Origin of the sequence: Dinoroseobacter sp. S124A (assembly GCF_049801015.1) — a bacterium.
Taxonomy (GTDB): domain Bacteria; phylum Pseudomonadota; class Alphaproteobacteria; order Rhodobacterales; family Rhodobacteraceae; genus Dinoroseobacter.
The window spans coordinates 111401-131840 of sequence record NZ_JBNAGD010000010.1 but is presented as its reverse complement, the minus strand read 5'-3'; the positions used below and the strand labels follow the sequence as shown (position 1 = coordinate 131840).

General features: G+C 64.2%; 20 protein-coding genes. 3 read left to right on the top strand and 17 right to left on the bottom strand.

Translation table 11 applies throughout. The features are described from left to right. Positions 1-180 precede the first annotated feature (180 nt). From ACP15I_RS20345 to ACP15I_RS20325, 5 genes are all read right to left on the bottom strand, one after another. Positions 181-1398: a phenylacetate--CoA ligase family protein gene (locus ACP15I_RS20345; protein ID WP_424976450.1), complete on the bottom strand. Its 1218-nt coding sequence runs from the start codon at positions 1396-1398 to the stop codon at positions 181-183. Positions 1399-1538: 140 nt separating this feature from the next. Continuing rightward, positions 1539-2363 (bottom strand): ABC transporter ATP-binding protein, encoded by an 825-nt coding sequence (locus ACP15I_RS20340; protein ID WP_424976449.1) that lies wholly within the window; start codon positions 2361-2363, stop codon positions 1539-1541. Positions 2364-2814: 451 nt separating this feature from the next. Next, positions 2815-4095 carry an ABC transporter substrate-binding protein gene (locus ACP15I_RS20335; RefSeq protein ID WP_424976448.1) on the bottom strand — a complete coding sequence of 427 codons (1281 nt, stop codon included), beginning with the start codon at positions 4093-4095 and terminating at the stop codon, positions 2815-2817. A 96-nt stretch (positions 4096-4191) separates the two neighbouring features. Beyond that, positions 4192-5268 (bottom strand): branched-chain amino acid ABC transporter permease, encoded by a 1077-nt coding sequence (locus ACP15I_RS20330; RefSeq protein WP_424968130.1) that lies wholly within the window; start codon positions 5266-5268, stop codon positions 4192-4194. 123 nt (positions 5269-5391) lie between these two features. Next, a complete protein-coding gene (locus ACP15I_RS20325; RefSeq protein ID WP_424968131.1) occupies positions 5392-5643 on the bottom strand; it encodes a hypothetical protein in 252 nt (83 codons plus the stop codon). Positions 5644-5888: 245 nt separating this feature from the next. On the opposite strand from ACP15I_RS20325, the gene ACP15I_RS20320 reads away from it, so the two are divergent. Next, positions 5889-6209 (top strand): hypothetical protein, encoded by a 321-nt coding sequence (locus ACP15I_RS20320; RefSeq protein ID WP_424976447.1) that lies wholly within the window; start codon positions 5889-5891, stop codon positions 6207-6209. 15 nt (positions 6210-6224) lie between these two features. On the opposite strand, the gene ACP15I_RS20315 is transcribed toward ACP15I_RS20320, so the two are convergent. From ACP15I_RS20315 to ACP15I_RS20270, 10 genes are all read right to left on the bottom strand, one after another. Next, positions 6225-7214: a branched-chain amino acid ABC transporter permease gene (locus tag ACP15I_RS20315; RefSeq protein WP_424968133.1), complete on the bottom strand. Its 990-nt coding sequence runs from the start codon at positions 7212-7214 to the stop codon at positions 6225-6227. 137 nt (positions 7215-7351) lie between these two features. Then, positions 7352-8173, bottom strand: coding sequence for an ABC transporter ATP-binding protein (locus ACP15I_RS20310; RefSeq protein ID WP_424968134.1), 822 nt, complete (start codon positions 8171-8173; stop codon positions 7352-7354). Then, on the bottom strand, positions 8170-8424 hold the full coding sequence (locus tag ACP15I_RS20305) for a hypothetical protein (protein WP_424968135.1): 255 nt from the start codon (positions 8422-8424) through the stop codon (positions 8170-8172). Before ACP15I_RS20305 ends, ACP15I_RS20310 begins: the two co-directional genes overlap by 4 nt. Positions 8425-8482: 58 nt before the next feature. Continuing rightward, positions 8483-10453, bottom strand: a complete 1971-nt coding sequence (locus tag ACP15I_RS20300; protein ID WP_424976446.1) for an AMP-binding protein — start codon at positions 10451-10453, stop codon at positions 8483-8485. A 150-nt stretch (positions 10454-10603) separates the two neighbouring features. Then, positions 10604-10927 carry a DUF3775 domain-containing protein gene (locus tag ACP15I_RS20295; protein WP_424968137.1) on the bottom strand — a complete coding sequence of 108 codons (324 nt, stop codon included), beginning with the start codon at positions 10925-10927 and terminating at the stop codon, positions 10604-10606. 173 nt (positions 10928-11100) lie between these two features. Beyond that, on the bottom strand, positions 11101-11838 hold the full coding sequence (locus tag ACP15I_RS20290) for an SDR family NAD(P)-dependent oxidoreductase (protein ID WP_424976445.1): 738 nt from the start codon (positions 11836-11838) through the stop codon (positions 11101-11103). Between the two features lie 34 nt (positions 11839-11872). After that, complete coding sequence (locus ACP15I_RS20285) at positions 11873-12463, bottom strand: DUF3833 domain-containing protein (RefSeq protein ID WP_424968139.1); 591 nt, start codon at positions 12461-12463, stop codon at positions 11873-11875. Continuing rightward, a complete protein-coding gene (locus tag ACP15I_RS20280; RefSeq protein WP_424976444.1) occupies positions 12463-13731 on the bottom strand; it encodes an MFS transporter in 1269 nt (422 codons plus the stop codon). The genes ACP15I_RS20285 and ACP15I_RS20280 overlap by 1 nt, the downstream gene beginning before the upstream one ends. Next, the gene (locus ACP15I_RS20275) at positions 13728-14486 is read right to left on the bottom strand and encodes a DUF1365 domain-containing protein (RefSeq protein WP_424968141.1); all 759 of its coding nucleotides are present in this window, start codon (positions 14484-14486) and stop codon (positions 13728-13730) included. Before ACP15I_RS20275 ends, ACP15I_RS20280 begins: the two co-directional genes overlap by 4 nt. Continuing rightward, positions 14483-15787, bottom strand: coding sequence for an NAD(P)/FAD-dependent oxidoreductase (locus ACP15I_RS20270; protein ID WP_424976443.1), 1305 nt, complete (start codon positions 15785-15787; stop codon positions 14483-14485). The genes ACP15I_RS20275 and ACP15I_RS20270 overlap by 4 nt, the downstream gene beginning before the upstream one ends. 209 nt (positions 15788-15996) lie before the next feature. Between ACP15I_RS20270 and ACP15I_RS20265 the strand changes: the two genes are divergently transcribed. Continuing rightward, positions 15997-16563, top strand: coding sequence for a sigma-70 family RNA polymerase sigma factor (locus tag ACP15I_RS20265; protein ID WP_424968143.1), 567 nt, complete (start codon positions 15997-15999; stop codon positions 16561-16563). Between the two features lie 3 nt (positions 16564-16566). Continuing rightward, complete coding sequence (locus tag ACP15I_RS20260; protein ID WP_424968144.1) at positions 16567-17241, top strand: ChrR family anti-sigma-E factor; 675 nt, start codon at positions 16567-16569, stop codon at positions 17239-17241. A gap of 60 nt (positions 17242-17301) precedes the next feature. Here the strand turns inward: ACP15I_RS20260 and ACP15I_RS20255 are convergent, their stop codons facing one another. Both ACP15I_RS20255 and mutL read right to left on the bottom strand, forming a co-directional pair. Continuing rightward, positions 17302-18540: a DNA recombination protein RmuC gene (locus ACP15I_RS20255; RefSeq protein WP_424976442.1), complete on the bottom strand. Its 1239-nt coding sequence runs from the start codon at positions 18538-18540 to the stop codon at positions 17302-17304. Beyond that, entirely contained in the window at positions 18537-20438 is a 1902-nt protein-coding gene (gene mutL / locus ACP15I_RS20250) for a DNA mismatch repair endonuclease MutL (protein ID WP_424976441.1), read from the bottom strand. Before mutL ends, ACP15I_RS20255 begins: the two co-directional genes overlap by 4 nt. Positions 20439-20440 lie beyond the last annotated feature (2 nt).

The window sequence follows — 20440 nt, the reverse complement described above, 5'->3', positions numbered from 1 at the left end:
TGGGCCGCCGCCGCCCCCCCACCCCCGCGGGGGGGGGGGGGGGGCCCGGGGCCCGGGCCCCCGGCGCGGACCCGCCTTGCTTCGGGCCCGTGTCTGCCGGGCGCAACAGAACGCCCGGGCGCGTCATCCGCGATCCGCATGCGGATCGCGCTTTTGGCGGCGCGGGGCGCGCGGGGCCTGTCAGTCGTAGCTGCGCGTGTCCTCGATCACCAGCCCGTCATTCGGTAGGCTCCCGGGGGCGACGATCTCGATACGGCCCTTGAGCTTGAGATGAGAGGCGACGGAGGCGCCATAGGCCTCCGCATCCGCGCCGGGGCTCTCGATCCGCACGAGGAGCGTGTCCATCTCGCCATCGCGCCCGGCGACCACGCGGGCGCGGGTCACTTCCGGATGGGCGGCGACCAGGGCGGCCACTTGTTCCGGGCGCACGAACATCCCTTTGATCTTGGTGGTCTGATCCGCGCGTCCCATCCAGCCTTTGATCCGCAGATTGCTGCGTCCGCAGGGGCTCTGCCCCGGCAGAACCGCCGACAGATCACCAGTGGCAAAGCGGATCAGCGGGTAATCCGGATTGAGGGAGGTCACGACCACCTCCCCAACCTCGCCCTCGGGCAGAGGGTCGCCGGTGCCGGGCCGGACAATCTCGACGATGACACCCTCATCGACGATCAGCCCCTCCATGGCCGGGGACTCGTAGGCGATATTGCCGAGATCTGCGGTCGCATAGGATTGCAGACAGCTGATGCCGCGATCCGCATAGGCCTGCCGCAGGCTCGGGAAGAGCGCGCCCCCCGAGACCGCTGCCTTGGAAAAGCCCAGTGCGACGCCCATCTCATCGGCCTTGTCGAGAATGACCTTCAGGTAATCCGGCGTGCCCGCATAGGCGGTGGATCCCAGATGGGCTGCCGCCTGCACCTGCAACTCGGTCTGACCCGTCCCCGCGGGCAGGACCGTGGCCCCCACCGCGCGCGCGCCGCTTTCGAACATGATCCCCGCCGGGGTCAGGTGGTAGCCGAAGCAATTCTGCACCAGATCCTGCGCGCCGATCCCGGCCGCATGGAGGAAACGGCCCAGCCGAAACCAGTCGCCATCGATCCCGCCCGGCTCGTAGATCGGGCCGGGGGACTGGAAGACATGGGAAAACCCGGTGACCGACCCGGCAAAACCGCCCAGCGGAGCGGTCGGGGTCTGGGCCTCGGTGAGGGTGGATTTGCGCAGCACCGGCAGGGTGGCCAGTGCCGCCCTATCGGTCACGGCACCTGCATCGATCCCGGACAGGCTGGCGCTATAGCCGGACAGCCCCTGGGCCCGGGCCACCTGCGCGGGCAGGTCCCCTGCGAGATCCGCCGCACGCTGATCCGCGCTGCGGGTTTCGAGGTCATCATAGAAATCGGTCATGCGGGGGTCCTTCCCAAACCGCGGCACTCACGCGGCGCGCCTGCGGCGCAAGTCATCATCCCGCACTGCGTGCGGTTTGGGGGCTCTGCCCCCGGCGCGAGGCGCCTCCCCCGGAGTATTTCCGGAACAATGAGACGCAATCAGCTCAGCCACCGTTTGCGGCGGCGGTAGGAGCGGACATCGCGGAAGCTTTTGCGGCCGTCATCGGACATGCCGAGATAGAACTCCTTCACATCCGGGTTCTCGCGCAGCTCGGCGGCGGGGCCTTCCATCACCACGCGCCCGGATTCGAGGATATAGCCGTGATGGGCAAACCGCAGGGCCACATTGGTGTTCTGCTCCGCCAGCAAGAAGGACACGCCTTCGCGCTCGTTCAGGTCCTTGACGATGCCGAAGATCTCTTCGACGAGCTGGGGGGCCAACCCCATGGACGGCTCATCAAGCAGAATGGTTTCGGGCCGGGACATCAGCGCGCGGCCAATGGCGCACATCTGCTGCTCGCCGCCGGAGGTATAGCCCGCCTGGGATTTGCGGCGTTCCTTCAGGCGCGGGAAATACTTGTAGACCAGCTCCAGATCATCGGCGACCGCGCCTCTACCATCGGTCCGGGTATAGGCGCCGGTCATCAGGTTTTCCTCGACGGTGAGATGCTCGAAGCAGTGGCGCCCCTCCATCACCTGGATCACGCCGCGCTTGACCATGTCCGACGGGCTGAGATCCTCGACCTGCTGGCCGCGATACTGGATCGAACCCTTTGTCACCTCGCCGCGTTCGGAGCGCAGCAGGTTCGAGATCGCCTTCAGCGTCGTGGTCTTGCCCGCCCCGTTGCCGCCCAGCAGCGCCGTGATCCCGCCCTTGGGCACGGTCAGGCTGACACCCTTCAGGACCAGGATCACATGGTTGTAGATCACTTCGATATTGTTGACCTCGAGGAGCGTTTCCTCGGTCCGACCTGCATCGAGCATGGCTACGCCACCTCCCCTTCGCTGCGCCTCTGGCGCATCCTCGTGTAAAGCTCTGCCGCGCGGGGGCATGGGCCCGTCCTGCGGCTGGAATTCTTCCCGGAACGCCCGGTTCCGGAGAAAGGCGCCCCTTTGGCCATCGTGTCAGGCGCGCTGCGGCCCAACCGGGTGCATCCGGTCATCCCGTGACGCGATCCTGTATCTGCGGACCCAACGCCCTTGCCGCGCATGGCGGATTTCCCACGGTGGTCGGCGTATGGCGTGTTGCCGGTCGTGCCGGGGGGGAGCCTCTGCATCTGGCCGGGCCGTCCGGGCATACCCGGTGCGGCGGGGGCCATGGCCGGTGCCGATGCGGGCCGCTGCCTGCTGCACATCGCTGCCTGGATCCCGAACCGCATCTGTTATTCCCTTCTCGTGAACGACCCCGGCCGACGCGCGGCCGGGGCCAATGCGCTTAGTTGCAGCGCGTTTCGATGCTGTTCTCGGCGGCGAAGGCTTCGCTATCGGCCATCACCAGCGCGTCGATCACCTCGTTGTCCGAGCCGATCCAGTCGGTCACGATGTTCCACGTCTTGGCGGAGGCATCCCACTGCTGGATCTTGCCCTGACCGGCGCCGCCATGATCCTGGCAGCTCACCGAGAAGGCCGGGCCGAAATTCGGCATGCCGAGCTCTTCCATCCGGGCTTCGGTGATCTCGAGCGCTTCCATCCCGTCACGCATCATGGCCGGGGTGATGTCCATCTCGCCATGGATCTCCTGTGCCTTGCGGGTGGCTTCCGCCGCCAGCATCGCCGCATAGAGCCCGCGGTTATAGAGCACCGTGCCGACCTGATCGCCGGCACCGGCGGCCTTGCCCGCGTCGATCACATGCTCTTTGAGCTCAGCATAGATCGGGAAGTCCATGCCCACATTGTGCATGTTCAGCGACTTGTAGCCATCGGCCGCATCGCCCGCCGGGATCACGTCATTCTCGGATCCGGCCCACCAGTTGCCGATGAAGTTCTCCATGGGGAAGCGGATATTGGCGGCTTCCTGCACGGCGACCTGGTTCATCACGCCCCAGCCCCACATCACGACATAGTCGGGACGCTCGCGGCGGATCTGCAGCCACTGGGACTTCTGCTCCTGACCGGGGTGGTCCACGGCGATGGTGGTGAACTCGAAATTATGCTTGGCGCTGAGCTCTTCGAGGGTGCGGATCGGTTCCTTGCCATAGGCGGAGTTGTGATAGAGCAGCGCGACCTTCTTGCCCTCGAGCCCGTCATCCTCGGCCAGCAGGTGGTTCACGATGATCGATGCCCCATCCCAGTAGTTGGCGGGATAGTTGAACACGTGGCTGAAGATCTTGCCATTCGCCGCAGAGGTCCGGCCATAGCCCATCGTGTGGAGCGGGATGCCGTCTGCCGTGGCCTTGGGGATCAGCTGATAGGTGATACCGGTCGAGAGCGGCTGATACACGAGCGAGCCTTCGCCCTTGGTGCTCTCATAGCATTCCACGCCCTTCTGGGTGTTGTAGCCGGTCTCGCATTCCAGAACGCGGGTCATGACACCGCCGATGCCGCCATCGCGCTCGTTCAGAAGCGTGAAGTAATCGGCATAGCCGTCGGCAAAGGGAATGCCGCCCGCCGCATAGGGCCCGGTCCGATAGGACAGGGACGGATAGACCAGATCGGCCATCACCGGTGCTGCGACCATTGTGGCGGCCACAGCCATACTCGTGAGTTTCATCTTCATGCGATTTCCTCCCATTGGTTCTCGCGTCGTGTTGGTATCCGAAGCCCCTCGCCCCGGTCCGTGTCTGCGCGCCCCCCTCTGCGGAGGGGCTGCGCGTTAATGTGGAAACGGCCAGAGCCGCAGTTTCTCCTTGGCCAGCTGCCAGAGCCGGGCGAGCCCGTGGGGCTCGACAATCAGGAAGAAGATGATCAGCCCGCCGAGGATCACGAACTCGAAATGCGCCGCGATGGCGGTGTCCCAGCCGAGCCCGCCAACCATGATGTTCTTCAGCAGAACCGGCAGCAGCACGATGAAAGCCGCCCCGACGATGGAACCGAAGATCGATCCGAGCCCGCCGATGATGATCATGAAGAGGACAAGGAAGGACTGGTTGATGCCAAAGGCCTCGCCCACCTCGACCGCGCCCAGATAGACGCTGAAGAAGAGCGCGCCCGCGACCCCGACGAAGAACGAGCTGACGGCGAAGGCCGTGAGCTTGGCCTTGAGCGGGTTCACCCCGATGATCTCGGCGGCGATATCCATGTCCCGGATCGCCATCCAGGTCCGGCCCACCGTGCCCCGCGTCAGGTTCCGCGCCAGCCAGGCCAGCACGAAGAGGAACGCAAGACAGAACAGGTATTTCGGCGCTGCATCCGCATTCGGCCCGGTGATCGCGAAGCCGAACATGGTCCGCTCGGGCGCGTTGATCTGGCCCGAGGCCGAGTAGTTGTAGAACCACGGCACCTTGTTGAAGAGCCAGACGAGGAAGAACTGCGCCGCCAGCGTCGCCACGGCTAGATAGAACCCCTTGATCCGCAGGCTCGGCAGGCCGAACAACACCCCGACCCCGGCGGTGATCAAACCGCCCAGCAGGACACAGGCCGCGATGTTCAGATCCGGAAAGGCCGTCATCAGCTTGTAGCAGGCATAGGCCCCCACCGCCATGAACCCGCCGGTCCCGAGGCTGACCTGTCCGCAATAGCCGGTCAGGATATTCAGCCCGATCGCCGCAATTGCCCAGATCAGGAAGGGCACCAGAACCGCACTGGCCCAGTAATCATTGATCAGGAAGGGGATGATCCCCAGCGCCACGGCCAGCACCGCGTAGTAGCGGAACCGATCAAAGCTGATCGGAAAGGTCTGGCTGTCCGCGGTATAGGACGTTTTGAAGTCCCCGGCCTCACGATAGAACATCGACACGTCCTCCCTCTGTCCGGCCCGGAGCCGACACAAAAAACCCCGCGCGCTCCGACCGGAGGGCACGGGGTGTCATCATCTCATCTGTCTCGCGGCACGGCACCGCGCGCGCAGCGCGGCTCAGGCGTGCACTTTCTCCGCGAACTCGTCCTCGCCCTGCGTCGGGCGCACATGCATCCCCTTGGTGATGCCGGCGGTCATCGCGTTGATCTGGATCCGCGCATAGACCCCGAGACCCAGCCCGATCAGCGAGATCAGCGCGCTCGCCCAGTCGAAGGGACGGGTCCCGAACAGCCCGGACAGAGCTAGAAACCCGAAGGTCCAGAACGCCGTAAACGCAATCACACAGGCAATGGCCCAGAACTTTTTCATACCGAATCGTCTCCATACATGGCGCAGAGGCCCCACGGCCCCGGTTTTGCCGCCCATGAAGCCCTGTTTTGGGGGGCTGCGTCAATATGTATCTCGAAACGGGAATATATGCAGTGCAGCAATTACTTAGCGGCTGCAGCATTTTTCTGCGCCGCAGCGGAGCGCCCGGAAATTGCCGCGAAAACACCGCCTTGTCGCCATTGCGCGCAGGTACCCCGGATCCCGTCCAGCCGGAGGCCCTTGCCATGACCCTTGCCCGGGAGCTTGAAGACCTGGAGGCCCGCCGGGCCGCCGGAACCCTGTCAGACGCCGATGTCGAGATGGCCAAGGATGCGCTCTTGCGGGCCGCGGCCGAGACCCGGCTGGCCACGCCGGCGCGGGGCGAACGCTCGCTTCTGATCGCCGGGCTTGCCTCGAACCTGCTGCTCACCTTGGTGATCCTCGCACTGATCGCCGCCGGGGCATATCTCCTCGCCCCGCTGACGGTCGCCGTGCCGGTGATGATCCTCTGCGCGCTCGCCCTGCCAGTGCTCTGGCTCTGGGAGTGGGTCACGGATCTGTTCTGAGACATCTGCACCGGGTCACACCCGCTCGATGATCTTCTCGCCGAACAGGCCCTGGGGCCGGAAGACGAGGAACAACAGCGCCAGCACATAGGCGAACCAGTTCTGGGTCGCGCCGCCGAGGAAGGGCTGGCCGATCAGGAATTCAAAGAGCTGCTCGCCCATCCCAATGATCAACCCGCCGATAATCGCACCGGGGATCGAGGTGAACCCGCCCAGCATCAGCACTGGCAAGGCCTTGAGCGCGATCAGCGAGAGCGAGAACTGCACCCCGGATTTCGCGCCCCACATGATCCCGGCGACCAGTGCGACGAAACCCGCAATGGACCAGACCAGCACCCAGATGAAGTTCAGGCTGATCCCCACCGACAGGGCTGCCTGGTGGTCATCGGCCACCGCGCGCAGGGCCCGGCCCTGCTTGGTGTATTGCGAAAAGACCACCAGCCCGGTCACGAGGATGACCGCAATCACCGTGGCCGCGATGTCGAGATTGTCGATGAAGAACCCGTAGCCGAACATCTCAAAGGTCACCGTGTCGATGGTCTCGTTGATGCCCTGCGGCAGTCCGATATCGAGCTTCTTGATCTCCGCGCCCCACATCAGGTCGGCCACCCCTTCGAGGAAATAGGCGAGACCAATGGTGGCCATGAAGAGGATGATCGGTTCCTGATTGACCAGATGGCGCAGGACGAACTTGTTCACCGCCCAGGCGAAGCCGATCATCACGACCACCGTCAGCAGGATCGCCAGCAGCGCGGGCACCTGCCAGCCGAAATAGTGGATATTCGTGCCGAACATCGCGTTGATCAGATGGGCAAAGGGCACCTGCCCCTTCTGGATCCCCACCAGCGTCATCGCCGCGAACAGAGCCATCACGCCCTGCGCATAGTTGAAGATCCCCGAGGCCTTGAAGATCAGCACGAAGCCCAGCGCCACCAGCGCATACATCACCCCGGCCATCAGACCGTTGAGCGTGACCTCCATTGCGAAAAGCAGTTGATCAGGCATGGTGCCCTCCCTCTCCAGCCACGCCGAAGGGCGCATGTCCTGTCTCAATTCCCGAGTCTTTTACGAGGCATACAGATGCCCGACACATGTCCGACAGGGGGCCGACGCCGCGCCGACCGCGGAAATACGCTGTGTGATCAGTCATGGGCGACCCCCAGATAGGCGTCGATCACGTCCTGATTGTTGCGCACCTCGTCCGGTGAACCGTCGCCGATCTTCTTGCCGTAATCCATCACGACAACCCGGTCGCTCAGGTCCATCACCACGCCCATATCATGCTCGATCAGGGCGATGGTGGTGCCGAACTCGTCATTCACATCAAGGATGAAGCGGGACATGTCCTCTTTCTCCTCGACATTCATCCCGGCCATGGGCTCATCCAGCAGCAACAGCATCGGCTCTGCCGCCAGCGCCCGCGCCAGTTCCACCCGCTTTTTCAAGCCGTAAGGCAGCCGCCCCACCGGGGTCTTGCGAATGTTCTGGATCTCAAGAAAGTCGATGACCCGCTCGACCTTCTCGCGGTTTTCGCTCTCTTCACGCTGCGCCTTGCCCCACCAGAAAGCCTGGTCCAGCATCGTCGCCTTCATGTGGTTGAGCCGCCCGGTCATGATGTTGTCGAGCACCGACATGCCCTCGAACAAGGCGATGTTCTGGAACGTCCGGGCGATCCCCTGGCGCGCCACCTCATAGGGCTTCATCTTGCGCCGCGGCGCACCGCGGAACATGACCTGCCCCTCCTGCGGGACGTAAAAACCGGAAATCACGTTCAGCATCGAAGACTTGCCGGCCCCGTTCGGCCCGATGATCGCGCGGATCTCGCCCTCGCGGATGTCAAAGGAGATGTCCTTGATCGCCGTGACACCGCCAAACCGCAGGGTGATGTTCTGCATCTCCATCAGAACCCCGCCGATCTTGCGGCCATCCTCGGTCACATAGCCCTCTGGGGACATGTCGTTCATTTCTCTACCTCCCGCGCGCGCCGTCCGGCCCGAAACACCAGCGCCCCAATCATCCCGTAGGCCCCGAGCACCAACAGCGTCAGCAACAGCCCGTCATTCAAAATCGCCGGCATCCCGAAGAGCAGCCCGCCCACCCCGCACAGCGCGATCGACGCCCCTTGCGCAAGGTCCGCGTATTTCCCCACGCGGCGGCCAATGACGTAGGAGGCGCCAAAACCGAGGGCGAAAAAGATCACGCCGATCAGGGTCATGCACCACCCCCCTGCGGGATGGCGGGAGGGGCGAAAGCGTCAGCTGAGCGTCTGCCGATCATTCCGCGGCCACCGCCTGGGGCGCCGTGTCGGCCACCCGCACATCGCGAATATCCAGGGTCGCCTTGATCGAGCCCTTGCGCCCATCCTCATAGGTCACTTCGGTCTCGGTCGAGACCTTGGAAGAGCCGTCGTAAAGCGCGGTGACCAGATCCGCGTATTTCTCTTCGATGATCCGGCGGCGCACCTTGCGGGTCCGGGTCAGCTCGCCATCATCCGCATCGAGTTCCTTGTGCAACACGAGGAAGCGGTGGATCTGACAGCCCGACAGCATCTCGTCCCTCGCCACGCTCTCATTCACTTCGGCAATATGCCCCTGAATGGTGTCGAGCACTTGCGGATGCCCCGCCAATTCCTGATAGGAGGCATAGGCAATATTGTTCCGCTCGGCCCAGTTGCCGACCGCTGTCAGGTCTATATTGACAAAGGCCGTGCACATCTCGCGATCGGCGCCAAAGACGACAACCTCCAGAATATTCGGGAAAAACTTCAGTTTGTTCTCGACATATTTCGGCGCGAACATGCCGCCGCTTGCGAGTTTGCCGACATCCTTGGCCCGGTCGATGATCCGCAAATGCCCGGTATCGGGCTCGATGAAACCCGCATCGCCGGTCGCCACCCAGCCCTCGGCATCCTTGGTCGAGGCCGTGCTCTCCTCGTTCTTGTAATACCGCACGAAGACACCCGGCGAGCGGTAGAAAACCTCGCCATTCTCGGCGATCCGCAACTCGACCCCCGGAGTCGGCGTTCCCACCGTATCGGCGCGCACCTCGTGGTCCTTTTGCTGGGTGATGAAGACCGAGGCCTCAGTCTGACCATAGAGCTGTTTGAGGTTGATCCCGAGCGAGCGGTAGAAGTCGAAAATCTCCGGCCCGATCGCCTCCCCGGCCGTGTAGCCCACGCGCACCCGGCTCAGGCCCAGGGTGTTCTTGAGCGGCCCGTAGACGAAGATATTGCCCAGCGCGTATTTGAACTTGTCCATGGCACTGACGGACTCGCCGTCGAGGATCTTGGGTCCGACCTCCCGCGCATGGGCCATGAAGGTGTCAAAGAGCCATTTCTTGAACCGTCCTGCATCCTCCATCCGGATCATCACCGTGGTGAGCTGGGTCTCGAAGATCCGCGGTGGGGCGAAGTAATAGGTGGGCCCGATCTCACGCAGATCGGTCATCATGGTCTCGGCGCTCTCCGGGCAGTTCACGCAGAACCCGGTCCAATAGGCCTGTCCCACAGAGAAGATGAAATCCCCGACCCAGGCCAGCGGCAGGTAGGCGAGGATATCGTCGTCCTGGCGCAGATGGTCGAACTCGCCGGAATTCTTGGAAGTCAGGATGATGTTGTCATTGGAAAGAACCACCCCCTTGGGCCGGCCCGTGGTGCCCGAGGTATAGAGCATCACGCAGGTCGTCGCGCCGGTCTGCTTGGCCAGCCGGGCGGACATCTCCTTCTCCAGTGCGTCATGGGCCCCACGACCCATGGTCTGCACATCCGCGAAGAGGCGCAGATGGGTGTGGTCGTATTTCCGCATGCCGCGCGGATCGAGATAGATCACATCCTCCAGCGTGGGCAGCCGATCCTTGACCTCGATGACCTTGTCGACCTGTTCCTGATCCTGAGCGACGACGTAGCGGGCGCCACAATGGTCAAGCACATAGGCGATCTCTTCGCCGACACTGTCATGGTAGATCGGCACCGGCACGGCCCCGCACATCTGCACGGCGACCATGGTCCAGTAGAGATGGGGGCGGTTCGGGCCAAGGAGTGCCACGTGATCGCCCTCGGCGAGACCCATCTCGAGCAGGCCATAGGCCAACGCCTCGATCTCGTCCCGCGCCTCGACCCAGGTCCAGCTTTGCCAGATGCCGAATTCCTTTTCGCGATAGGCGGGTTTGTCGCCAAACTGCGCCGCATTCCGCGCCAGCAATTGCGGAAAGGTCTCCAGCTGACCCGAGGTCGCCGCGTGTGCCATACCAATTCTCCTCCCATGCCGGTGACCCGGCGTACTCGCCTCCTCAGCGAGTCATGGGATACTGTGACGCTTGGTATTGGCCCGTCAATTCTTTTTTTTGAACGAGCGTTCATATAATGTGCAACGACCGCAAAACATGGGCTTTGTTGCCTAGCGCCGCAGCAGATCATCCTCGGCTTCGGTTACATCGACGCCCAGCGCATCAAGGCCGCTCTCTAGGTAATCCGCGAGGAGCGGCTGGTTCGACAGGTATTCCTCGGTGGGCGCGGTGGCCTCGGCCAGGGCCATACGCTTGGCCTCGACCAGGTCCTCGGGCTCGAAATCCTCGCGCCCGATCCACATGACCGCGACGAGCGAGGCCTGTTCATCCTCATTGAGGCTGCCGATAAAGCCGTGCAGCTGCGCGGCGGCCATTTTCCCTTCGCGGGACAGCAAGATGACCCTCGCGATCTTGGCGGTGCTGATGTCGAGCATGACGGCCTCCTTTCAACTTGTGAGAGAAGTGTCCAGCACAGACACGCCCTTGGCAAGTGGACCAATGCGCGCTGTCCCTGGCTTTGCACGACTTGGCCGATGCACGGCCTGCCTTCGGCGAGGATATTTGCAGACTTAAGATGTGCAGGCGTGTGCAGGGCCGCAGCGACGGTCTAGCCCCGGGCGAAGATCCGGTAATAGGCCCAGTCGGGCAGGAACTGGCCGAGGCGGAAGAAGCTGGCAAAGACCGATGGGAAGCTGCGCTTGAACCCGTCCGACATCATCAGCTCGACCATCTCGCGGGCGGCCTCTTCGGGTTCCATGAGGAAGGGCATGTCGAAATCGTTCTTCTCGGTCAGCCGGGTCTTGATGAAGCCCGGATTGGCCACCTGCACATCGACGCCTGTTTTGCGCAGATCCGCATACATCGATTCCGCCATGGCCATGACCCCCGCCTTGGACGGCGCATAGCCCGAAGCGCCGGGCAGCCCGCGAAATCCCGAGAGCGACCCCGTCAGCACGATATGTCCGCGATCGCGCGCCACCATAGCCGGCAGCACCGCCCCCACACAGCGGGCCGCGCCGGTGAAGTTGACGTCGCACATCATCTCGACCTGATCCGGGTCCCACTCCGTGGCCTTGAGCGGCCAGTAGACGCCTGCCAGAAAGACCATCCCATCGATCTCGCCGATCTCTTCGGCCGCCGCGCGCACCGAGGAGGTGTCAGAGATGTCCACGGCCACCGCGCTGGCCTTGCCCGGCAGATCATCTGCCAGCGCCTGCAGCCGGTCCGCCGAGCGCGCCGAGAGGATCAGCTCGACCCCCATGCGGCTCAATTGTTCGGCGAGCGCGCGGCCCAACCCTTCGCTGGCCCCGATGAGCCAGTACCGTTTACCTGTCAGGTCCCGCACGACGTTCCTTTCCGTGGCTGCAGATCGCGCGCCTTCACTCAGCTGCTTCGAGCCGCGTATAGGCGTCAGTAGGTTTACGCCGCATGGTCGCCACAAGTTCCGCCACGGGGAGGCCAAACTTCTTGAACTGGCTGCGATTGATGATCGCGCCATTGTCCATCAGGTACATCCAGTCCGTCACGTCCAGAGCGTGGCCGCCCGCATCCTCGGTCAGCCGAATGGTGTAGTTGAGCTTGACGCCCGAGCCTTTCTGCTGGCCCGAGCCCGTGCCCACCAGATCATCCGCCTCGGCGCGGATCTTGCCGCCCTCCTCGAGGGTCAACCGCCATTCGCGGTTCTGCACCGTGCCGCTGTCATAGCGGAACTCTTCGCTCATCACGCCGGTGTCGCCTTCCCAGCGGGCGTCGAAATCGGCCACGAAGCGCGACGTCACGCGCCCGGTCGGCCCATAGATCACGCCTTCGCAGAGGATCGGGCCCTTGAGTTGCTCGCGAATGTCGAATTCCGGGCCGGTCTCTGCGTAATCCGCCGGGGTCTGGGCCGAAAAGCTCCAGAACCGCCGGATCACCCAGAGCAGGGTGAGCCCGAGGGCAAGTCCGAGAAGAATATAAACGATCGGGTCCATCAGTCGTCATCCTCCAGTCGGGTGGCCGCCAAAAGGGCGATGGCCACCAGTTTCAGGGCGCAGGGCACGAGGGCATACAGAAATGTCAGCATCTGGAGCGCCTGCGGGGGGTTGTCAGCCCCGGTCTTAAATCCGGTCGTCTCTAGAAGCGGAAGTAGGGCGACTGCCGCAAAAGCCAGTGTAAACTTGGACACGAGCGACCAAAGGCCAAAGCCTTCGGCGGCGGTCGGGGCGATTTGCGCCATGCGGCGGGCAAAGATCGCCGGCAGAAGTGTGAGGTCCGCGCCCAGTGCAGCACCGGAGCCGAGGCAGACCAGCGCAAAGAGCACCGTGTCCCCGGCACCGAGGGTCGCTGCCCCGGCAAAGGCAAGGATCGACAGGACCATCCCGAAGAGCAGGCTGCGCTTGGCCCCGAACCGGGCCGCCGCCTTGCCCCAGACCGGGGCCGAGGCCGCTGCCGCCAGAAAGAAGAGGAGCAAGAGCGGGCCTTCGAGGCCCGGCGCCTGCAGGCGGCTTTCCACGAAGAACAGAAACAGGGTGGAGCTGACCGCAACCGGGGTCGCGTTGACCAGCGCAAGGATCAGAAGGCGGCGCGCCACCGGATCGCGCAACACGATGCCGAACCCGGATTGGTCAGATTGGGGTACAGAGACCGCGCTCCATTGTCCGCGCATGGCCCAGAGCGCCGCGAGGCACAGCACCGCAAAACCCAGCGCGAAGGCGGTGAAGGGCGCAGAACTGCCCATCAGGATCGTGGGGGCCACGGCGGCCACACAGACCCCCAGAAGCGCCCCGGTCTCGCGCCACCCGGCCAGCCGCACATGGCCCTTGGCCCCGAGCCGGTCGGCGGCCTGCACCCCTTGGGCGTAAAAGCTGATCGTCAGAAAACTGAAGGCCGAAAAGAGCCCCGTCAGGGTCAACCCGAACCACAAGAGCGGCGCGACGGGCGGTGCCACCGCAAAGAGCCCAATCATGGACCCGGCCAGCACAAGCACCGCGCCCGCCACCATCGCCGCCCGCGCCCGCCGCGTGCGCTCTGACAGCCAACCGAGCAGCGGGTCCTGCCCGAAATCCAGCAGCCGCAGCACAAAGAGCACGGCCCCAAGCGCCGTCAGGCTCACACCATAGCTGTCCACATAGAATTTCGGCGCGTGAATATAGATCGGCAGACCCGCCGCCGAGATCATCGCGGCAAAGACCGCATAACCGGCAAGGCGCGGCGCGCCCTCGGCGGCCAGACGCGGCGGCGTGTCTGCCAGATCCGTCACCGGGAGATGTCCCGGGTCGGCGGCTCGGGCCGTGCGCGGTACATCGCGCCCTTCCACCAGAGCTTCAGCGCTTGCCAATGGATCAGCCCGAGCACCCGGCGCGAGCCCAACGGGCGGCGCAGGCAGGCCTTGAGGATGCCGAAGCTGGTCATCGGTTTGCGCGCCCCGGTGAGCGTCGCATAGAGCCCGCCATTCCCGGTCGTATAGTCGATCCAGATCCCGACCCGTTCATCGGTGATATCGAAGCGGAAGGTGTAGCCTCCCTCCACGGGCTGGAAGGGCGAGACGTGAAAGATCTTCTCGGCGGTCAGGATGTCGGATCGGGTGATCGGCTCCAGATCATCGCGATAGCACAGATAGGAATGCCGATCCCCGAAGGTGTTCGACACTTCGGCGATCACCACCCGCAGCCTCCCCGCCATGTCGTGGCACAGCCAGAACGAGACCGGGTTGAACACATGGCCAAGGATCCGCGGCTGCGCGAGCAGAAGGATCTGCCCGTCCGCAACCTCCAGATCCCGCAGATGCAGGATGTCGCGGACCCAATCCGCCCCCTTGCCCTCTTTGGGTGCGCCGCCATGGTCGCTGTCCCGAAGGGAGGCCAGATTGGCCTTGTTGCGCGAAAACAGAAGCGGCGTGGCCGACTGCGCCTCGGGGTCGGTCAGGACATAGTCGATGGAATAGCGAAAATCGTTCTCCACCGCGCCCCGGCGCCCGTGAAAGGTCTGCCCGGCGATATGGTCGAGCACGCTCATTCAGCGGCAACCTTCGCGGCCGGATGGGCCTTGGCGTTCAGCGCCGCGACCGCGTCCACGGCACTGGCAAAGCCGTCCTCGTGGAAGCCGTTCTTCATCCAGGCACCGCAGAAATAGGTGTTCCGCAACCCCTGCATGGATTGCAGCGCGACCCGGGCATTCTGCGCGGCCAGATCATAGACCGGGTGCATGAAGGTCACCGTGTCATAGATCAGCTCTTCGCGGATCGGGCGCGTGGCGTTCAGAGTGACAAAGAGCGGATCATCGGTGGGGATCTGCTGCAGCTTGTTCATCCAATAGGTCAGGTCGATCCGGTCGCTTTTCTTGCCCTTCTCTTCCACATAGTTCCACGCGGCCCAGATCTTGCGATGGTTCGGCATGGTGGCCGCATCCGCATGGAGCACCGCCTCGTTGGGCTGGTACTGCACCGCGCCGAGGGCCAGACGCTCGGCCTCGGAACTGTCGGCGAGCATGGCAAGCGTCTGGTCCGAGTGGGTGGCGAAGATCACATCGTCAAAGGGCTCCCAATCGCCGCCCTCGGCCTTCACCAGCACACCCTCCTTGATCCGCTGCACGGCGCTGACCCGGGCCGGCGCGCGCAGCTCGACCCCCGCCTCCAGCAGGGAACGCGACAGGCGCGAGACATATTCGATGGACCCGCCCTGCACCGTGTACCACTGGTGCTGGCCCGTGGCCGACAGGAGCGCATGGTTCTTGAAGAAGGTCACAAGCGCCTGGGCCGGGAAGTCGAGGATCTTGTCCACGGGCGTGGACCAGATCGCCCCGGACAGTGGAGTGATATAATAGTCCCGGAACCACGGCCCGGTGCCGAGCCGCTCCAGAAACGCGCCGATGGTGATGTCCGGATCATCCGCCACCTCGCAGGCGCGGGTGTTGAAGGTGTTGATGTCCTTGAGCATCCGCAGATAGGCCGGACGCAGCAGGTTGCGCTTCTGCGCAAAGAGCGTGCCGATCGTACGCAGCCCGTATTCCAGCCGACCGCCGTCGATGGAGGCGGCAAAGCTCATATCGCTCTTGATCACCGGAACATCGAGTTCATCGAAGAGTTTCGTGAGGTTCGGGTAATTGGCGTAGTTGAACACGATGAAGCCCGTATCCACCGGCTGATCGCCGAAACGCCCGGCCATCACCGTGCGGGCATGGCCGCCAAACCGGCTCTCGGCCTCGAAGACCGTCACGCTGTGCTCGCGCGCCAGCAGATGGGCCGCCCCCAGGCCCGAGATACCCCCGCCGATTACCGCAACCCTGCGCGATGCGCCTCTTACTGTCTCGAATGGCATGAAAACCTTGTCCCCTCGTGTCTTGCTTGATTGACATACGGACTGACAAGCCAGTTGGATTTAACTTTCTGCGGGTTTCGCGCATTTTTCGGGCAGCCGTGGCTGTTCGCCGGGGATAACCTGCGGTGCTCGCACATATTTTTGATGCATCACCGGCGAGCGCTCTCTAAGATGAGACCGGGAAATGGGAAAGCGGGGACCAGACCGGAGTGGCACTGGCGCAAAAATCGACACGTGATACGACCCTGGATGCCGAATGGGTCGGCGTTCTTCTGGCCATTCGCGACCAGCAGGACACGGCGGCCTTTGCGAGCCTGTTCCGGCATTTTGCGCCCCGCATCAAAGCCTTCCTGATCAAGTCCGGCGCCACGGATTCCGTTGCCGAGGATTGCGCCCAGGACGTGATGACTACGGTCTGGCAAAAGGCCCATCTCTTCGATCCGTCCCGGGCCAGCGTGGCGACATGGATCTTCACGATCGCCCGAAACCGTCGAATCGACATGATCCGCAAGGAGAAGCGCCCCGAGCCAGAGGATCTGCCCTGGGGCCCCGAGCCGGAACCCGATCAGGTCGAAGTCCTCGAAATGCAGCAGGACAGCGAAAAACTTCAGGCCGCACTGATCCAATTACCCGAGAAGCAACGTATACTCATCGAACGTTGTTATTTCGGGGATATGTCCCATAGTGAAATTGCAACCGAAACGGGATTGCCCCTTGGCACGATCAAGTCGCGCCTTAGGTTGGCGTTAGAGAAACTAAGACACGAGTTAGACTGACCGATGAGTGAAACTGCGATCAAACACCACCTGAGCGATGCGCTCCTGATGGCGTACTCCGCGGGCACGTTGCCGGAGGCGTTTAGCCTCGTGGTGGCCACTCATATCTCCATGTGTGATGACTGCCGCGCGGCACTGGCCGCCCATGAGGCGGTGGGCGGTGCGCTGCTCGAAGACACCACCGCGGTGGAAATGGCGCCCGATGCGCTGGAAAGCTGCCTCGCGTCGATCCGCGCCCTGCCGTCCAAGGGGCCGATTGCGGTCAATGTGCCCGAGCGCCCCATGAGCAAGGCCAATGGCATTCTGCCGGCACCGCTGGTGGATTATGTCCAGGGCGGTCTGGAGGATGTGAACTGGCGGCCCGTGGGCTTCGGCGTCAAGCAGGCGATCCTGCCCACGTCCAAAGAGGCGTCGGTCCGGCTGCTCTATATCCCGGCGGGCGTCGAGGTGCCGGATCACGGCCACCATGGTACCGAGCTGACGCTGGTCCTGCAGGGCGCGTTCAAGGATGAGTTTGACCGGTTCGGCCCCGGCGATGTCGAGGTAGCCGACCCGAACGTGGAACACACCCCAGTCGCCGAAGAGGGTGAGGCTTGCATCTGTCTGGCCGCGACCGACGCGCCGCTGAAATTCCGCAAGATCCTGCCCAAGATCGCGCAGCCCTTCTTGCGGATCTGACCTGATACGCTCTGCGATGCTCAGAATGCGGGTCCTTCGGGGCCCGTTTTGCTGTCTGGCCTAGGCTCGTGTCTCTGGCACAGACACCAGCTGCGGCGCGGGCGTGGCCTCAAGCTCGGCGAAGTCGAAATTGTCGAGCCGCTCGGCGCGTCTGCCCGCCCGCTCGGCGGCGGTGGTGATGCCCTCGATATCCTTGCGGGCCTGATTGAAATGGGTGTCGAGCTTGGCCACCCGTTCCAGCACCAGTTCCACATCGCGATGCAGCAGCCCGAGATTCTTGCGGATCGCCCCGGCCTGCTCGCGCATCCGGGCGTCTTTCAGCACCGCGCGCATGGTGTTCAGCGTGGCCATGCAGGTGGTGGGTGAGACGATCCAGACCCGCGCCGCGAACCCTTCGCGGACCACCTCCGGCAGGTTGGCATGGAGCTCGGCATAGACCGCCTCGGACGGCAGGAACATCAACGCCCCATCCGCCGTCTCGCCGTCGATGATATACTTCTCGGAGATCGCCTTGATATGCGCCTTCACCGCGACGCGCAGCTCGCGCAGGGCCAGTGTCTGATCCGATTGGGTCCCGGCGGCGCGCAGCTTCTCATAGGCCTCCAGCGGGAACTTGCTGTCGATGACGATGGGCCCCGGCGGGTTGGGCAGATGGATCAGGCAATCGGCCCGCTTGCCATTGCCCAGGGTGACCTGCATGTCGAACGCATCCGATGGCAGTGCCTTGGACACGATGTCATGGAGCTGGATCTCGCCGAACGCCCCACGGGTCTGCTTGTTCGACAGGATATCCTGCAGGCTCAGCACATCACCCGAGAGCTTCTCGATATTGCTCTGGGCCTTGTCGATGGTCGCCAGACGCTCCTGCAGCTGGGTCAGCGATTTCGTCGTCTTCTCGGAACTGCCCGCCAGCACCTCGTTCATCCGCGTCTGCATTTCCGAGATCGCGTTGGCCGATTTCAGCGCGTTGACGTGGAGCGTATCGGTCATCTGCTGCTGCACATGGGCCAGCCGGCTCTCCATGGTCTGTACCACATGAAGCTGTGCGGTGGCCTGCGCCTCGGAGACGGATTTGAGCCCCCCGCTCAGGGCGTGCTGGCCCTGGTTGAGCCCCTCGACCGCCTGGCCGAGCGTGGTGACCTGCGCGATCAGCGGCTCGGTGGCGCGCGCCGAACGGCCCGCCGCCCGCAGCGCCAGCACCAGAAGCAAAAGGATCAACAGAACGATCGCCCCACCGGCCCCAAGGGCCAGAAGCGTCAACTCATCCTGCGTGAAGACACGACCGCCGAGTTCAATCATGTGCGCCCGAAGAGCCGCTCGATATCGGCCAGCTGGAGTTCCACATAGGTCGGGCGGCCATGGTTGCACTGGCCGGAATGGGGCGTTGCCTCCATCTCGCGCAACAACGCGTTCATCTCGTCGGCGCTCATCCGGCGTCCGGAGCGGACCGAACCATGGCAGGCCATGCGCGACAGGATCGCGTCGATTCGAGATTGCAGGGCGTCTGATTGGCCCAGATCGGCCAACTCATCGAGAATGTCCCGCAAGAGTGCCTCGGCATTCACGGTTCCAAGGATCGCGGGCGTCTCGCGCACGGCAAGAACGCCGGGGCCAAAAGGTTCGATCCGCAGGCCAAACCGGGCGAAGGCGTCAGCATGATCCAGAAGCCGCGCCGCATCCCCCTCGGACAGCTCGACGATCTCGGGGATCAGCAGCGCCTGCGCGGGCACACCGTTTTCGGCCATCAGACGCTTGAGCTTTTCATAGACCAGCCGTTCATGGGCGGCATGCTGATCCACGAGGATCATGCCCGTCTCGGTCTGGGCGACGATGTAATTCTCATGCACCTGCGCCCGGGCAGCCCCCAAAGGGCGCGCGGTCAGGCCGGTCTCCTCCGGCGCGGCTTCGACCCGGGCGGCGGGGGTTTCCGCAAAGCCGAACCCGGGCGTGGGCTCAGGCACCGGTGCCTGCCACGCGGTGCCTCGCGCCAGGGACGCGCCACTGGGACGATCCATCTGATAGACCCGCGCCGGGCCCGGCGTCTCGACCACCGGATCGGGGTCCAGCTCCGGCGCGCGAAAGGCACCGAGCGTCGCATCGGCCACAGTGCTGGAGGCCCGGTGCCCGGCTTCGGCCAGCGCATGGCGCAACGCCGTGACGATCAGCGACCGCGCCAGCGCTGGCTCGCGAAAACGCACCTCGGATTTGGCGGGATGCACATTCACATCCACACGTTCGGGCGGACAGTCGAGGAACAGGACCGCCGCCGGATGCCGGTCGCGGCTCAGGAAGTCGGCATAGGCCCCGCGCAACGCCCCCACGAGCAACTTGTCCCGCACGGGACGGCCATTCACAAAAAGGTACTGCGCCACCGCAGCCCCCCGGGAATAGGTCGGCAGGGCGGCGTAGCCAGTCAGGCCCAGCCCCTCCCGCTCGCCCTCGATCTTGAGCGCGTTCTGGGCGAACTCCGCCCCGAGGATGCGCGCAAGACGCCGGTGAAGCGCGTTGAACAGATCCCCCGTCTCGGGCTCGACCCGGAAGGTCACGCGCCCGTCTCCGCCCCCGGTGACATCGCGCAGGGTGATGCCCACGGCAGGCTCGGCCATGGCCAGACGTCGGACCACGTCGCCGATTGCCTGGACCTCTGCCCGGTCCGAGCGCAGGAATTTAAGCCGTGCCGGGGTGGCCGAGAAGAGATCGCGCAGGGTCACGCTGGTTCCCCGGCTCAACGCTGCGGGGCGCGCGGGGGTCATCACGCCGCCCTCGACGGTGATCTCGGCCGCCTCGGACGAGCCCGCCGCGCGGGAACAGATGGTCAGCCGCCCGACCGCACCGAGCGAGGGCAACGCCTCGCCGCGAAAGCCGAAGGACTGAATGTTCAGCAGGTCGGAGCCATCGATCTTGGAGGTCGCGTGGCGCGACAGGGCCAGCGGCAGATCCTCTGCCGCGATCCCGATCCCGTCATCGATCACCCGGAGAAGGGTCTTCCCGCCATCCGCATAGGCGATGTCGATGCGCCGTGCCTCGGCATCGAGGGCGTTCTCCACCAGTTCCTTGATGGCCGAGGCCGGACGTTCCACAACCTCGCCCGCGGCGATCCGGTTGATCGCCGCCTCGTCGAGCTGCCGGATCACGGGGCGCTTTGGCGCCGCTATATCCGGGGTGTCGGGCAGGATGTTGGGGGTGCTAACGGCCATGC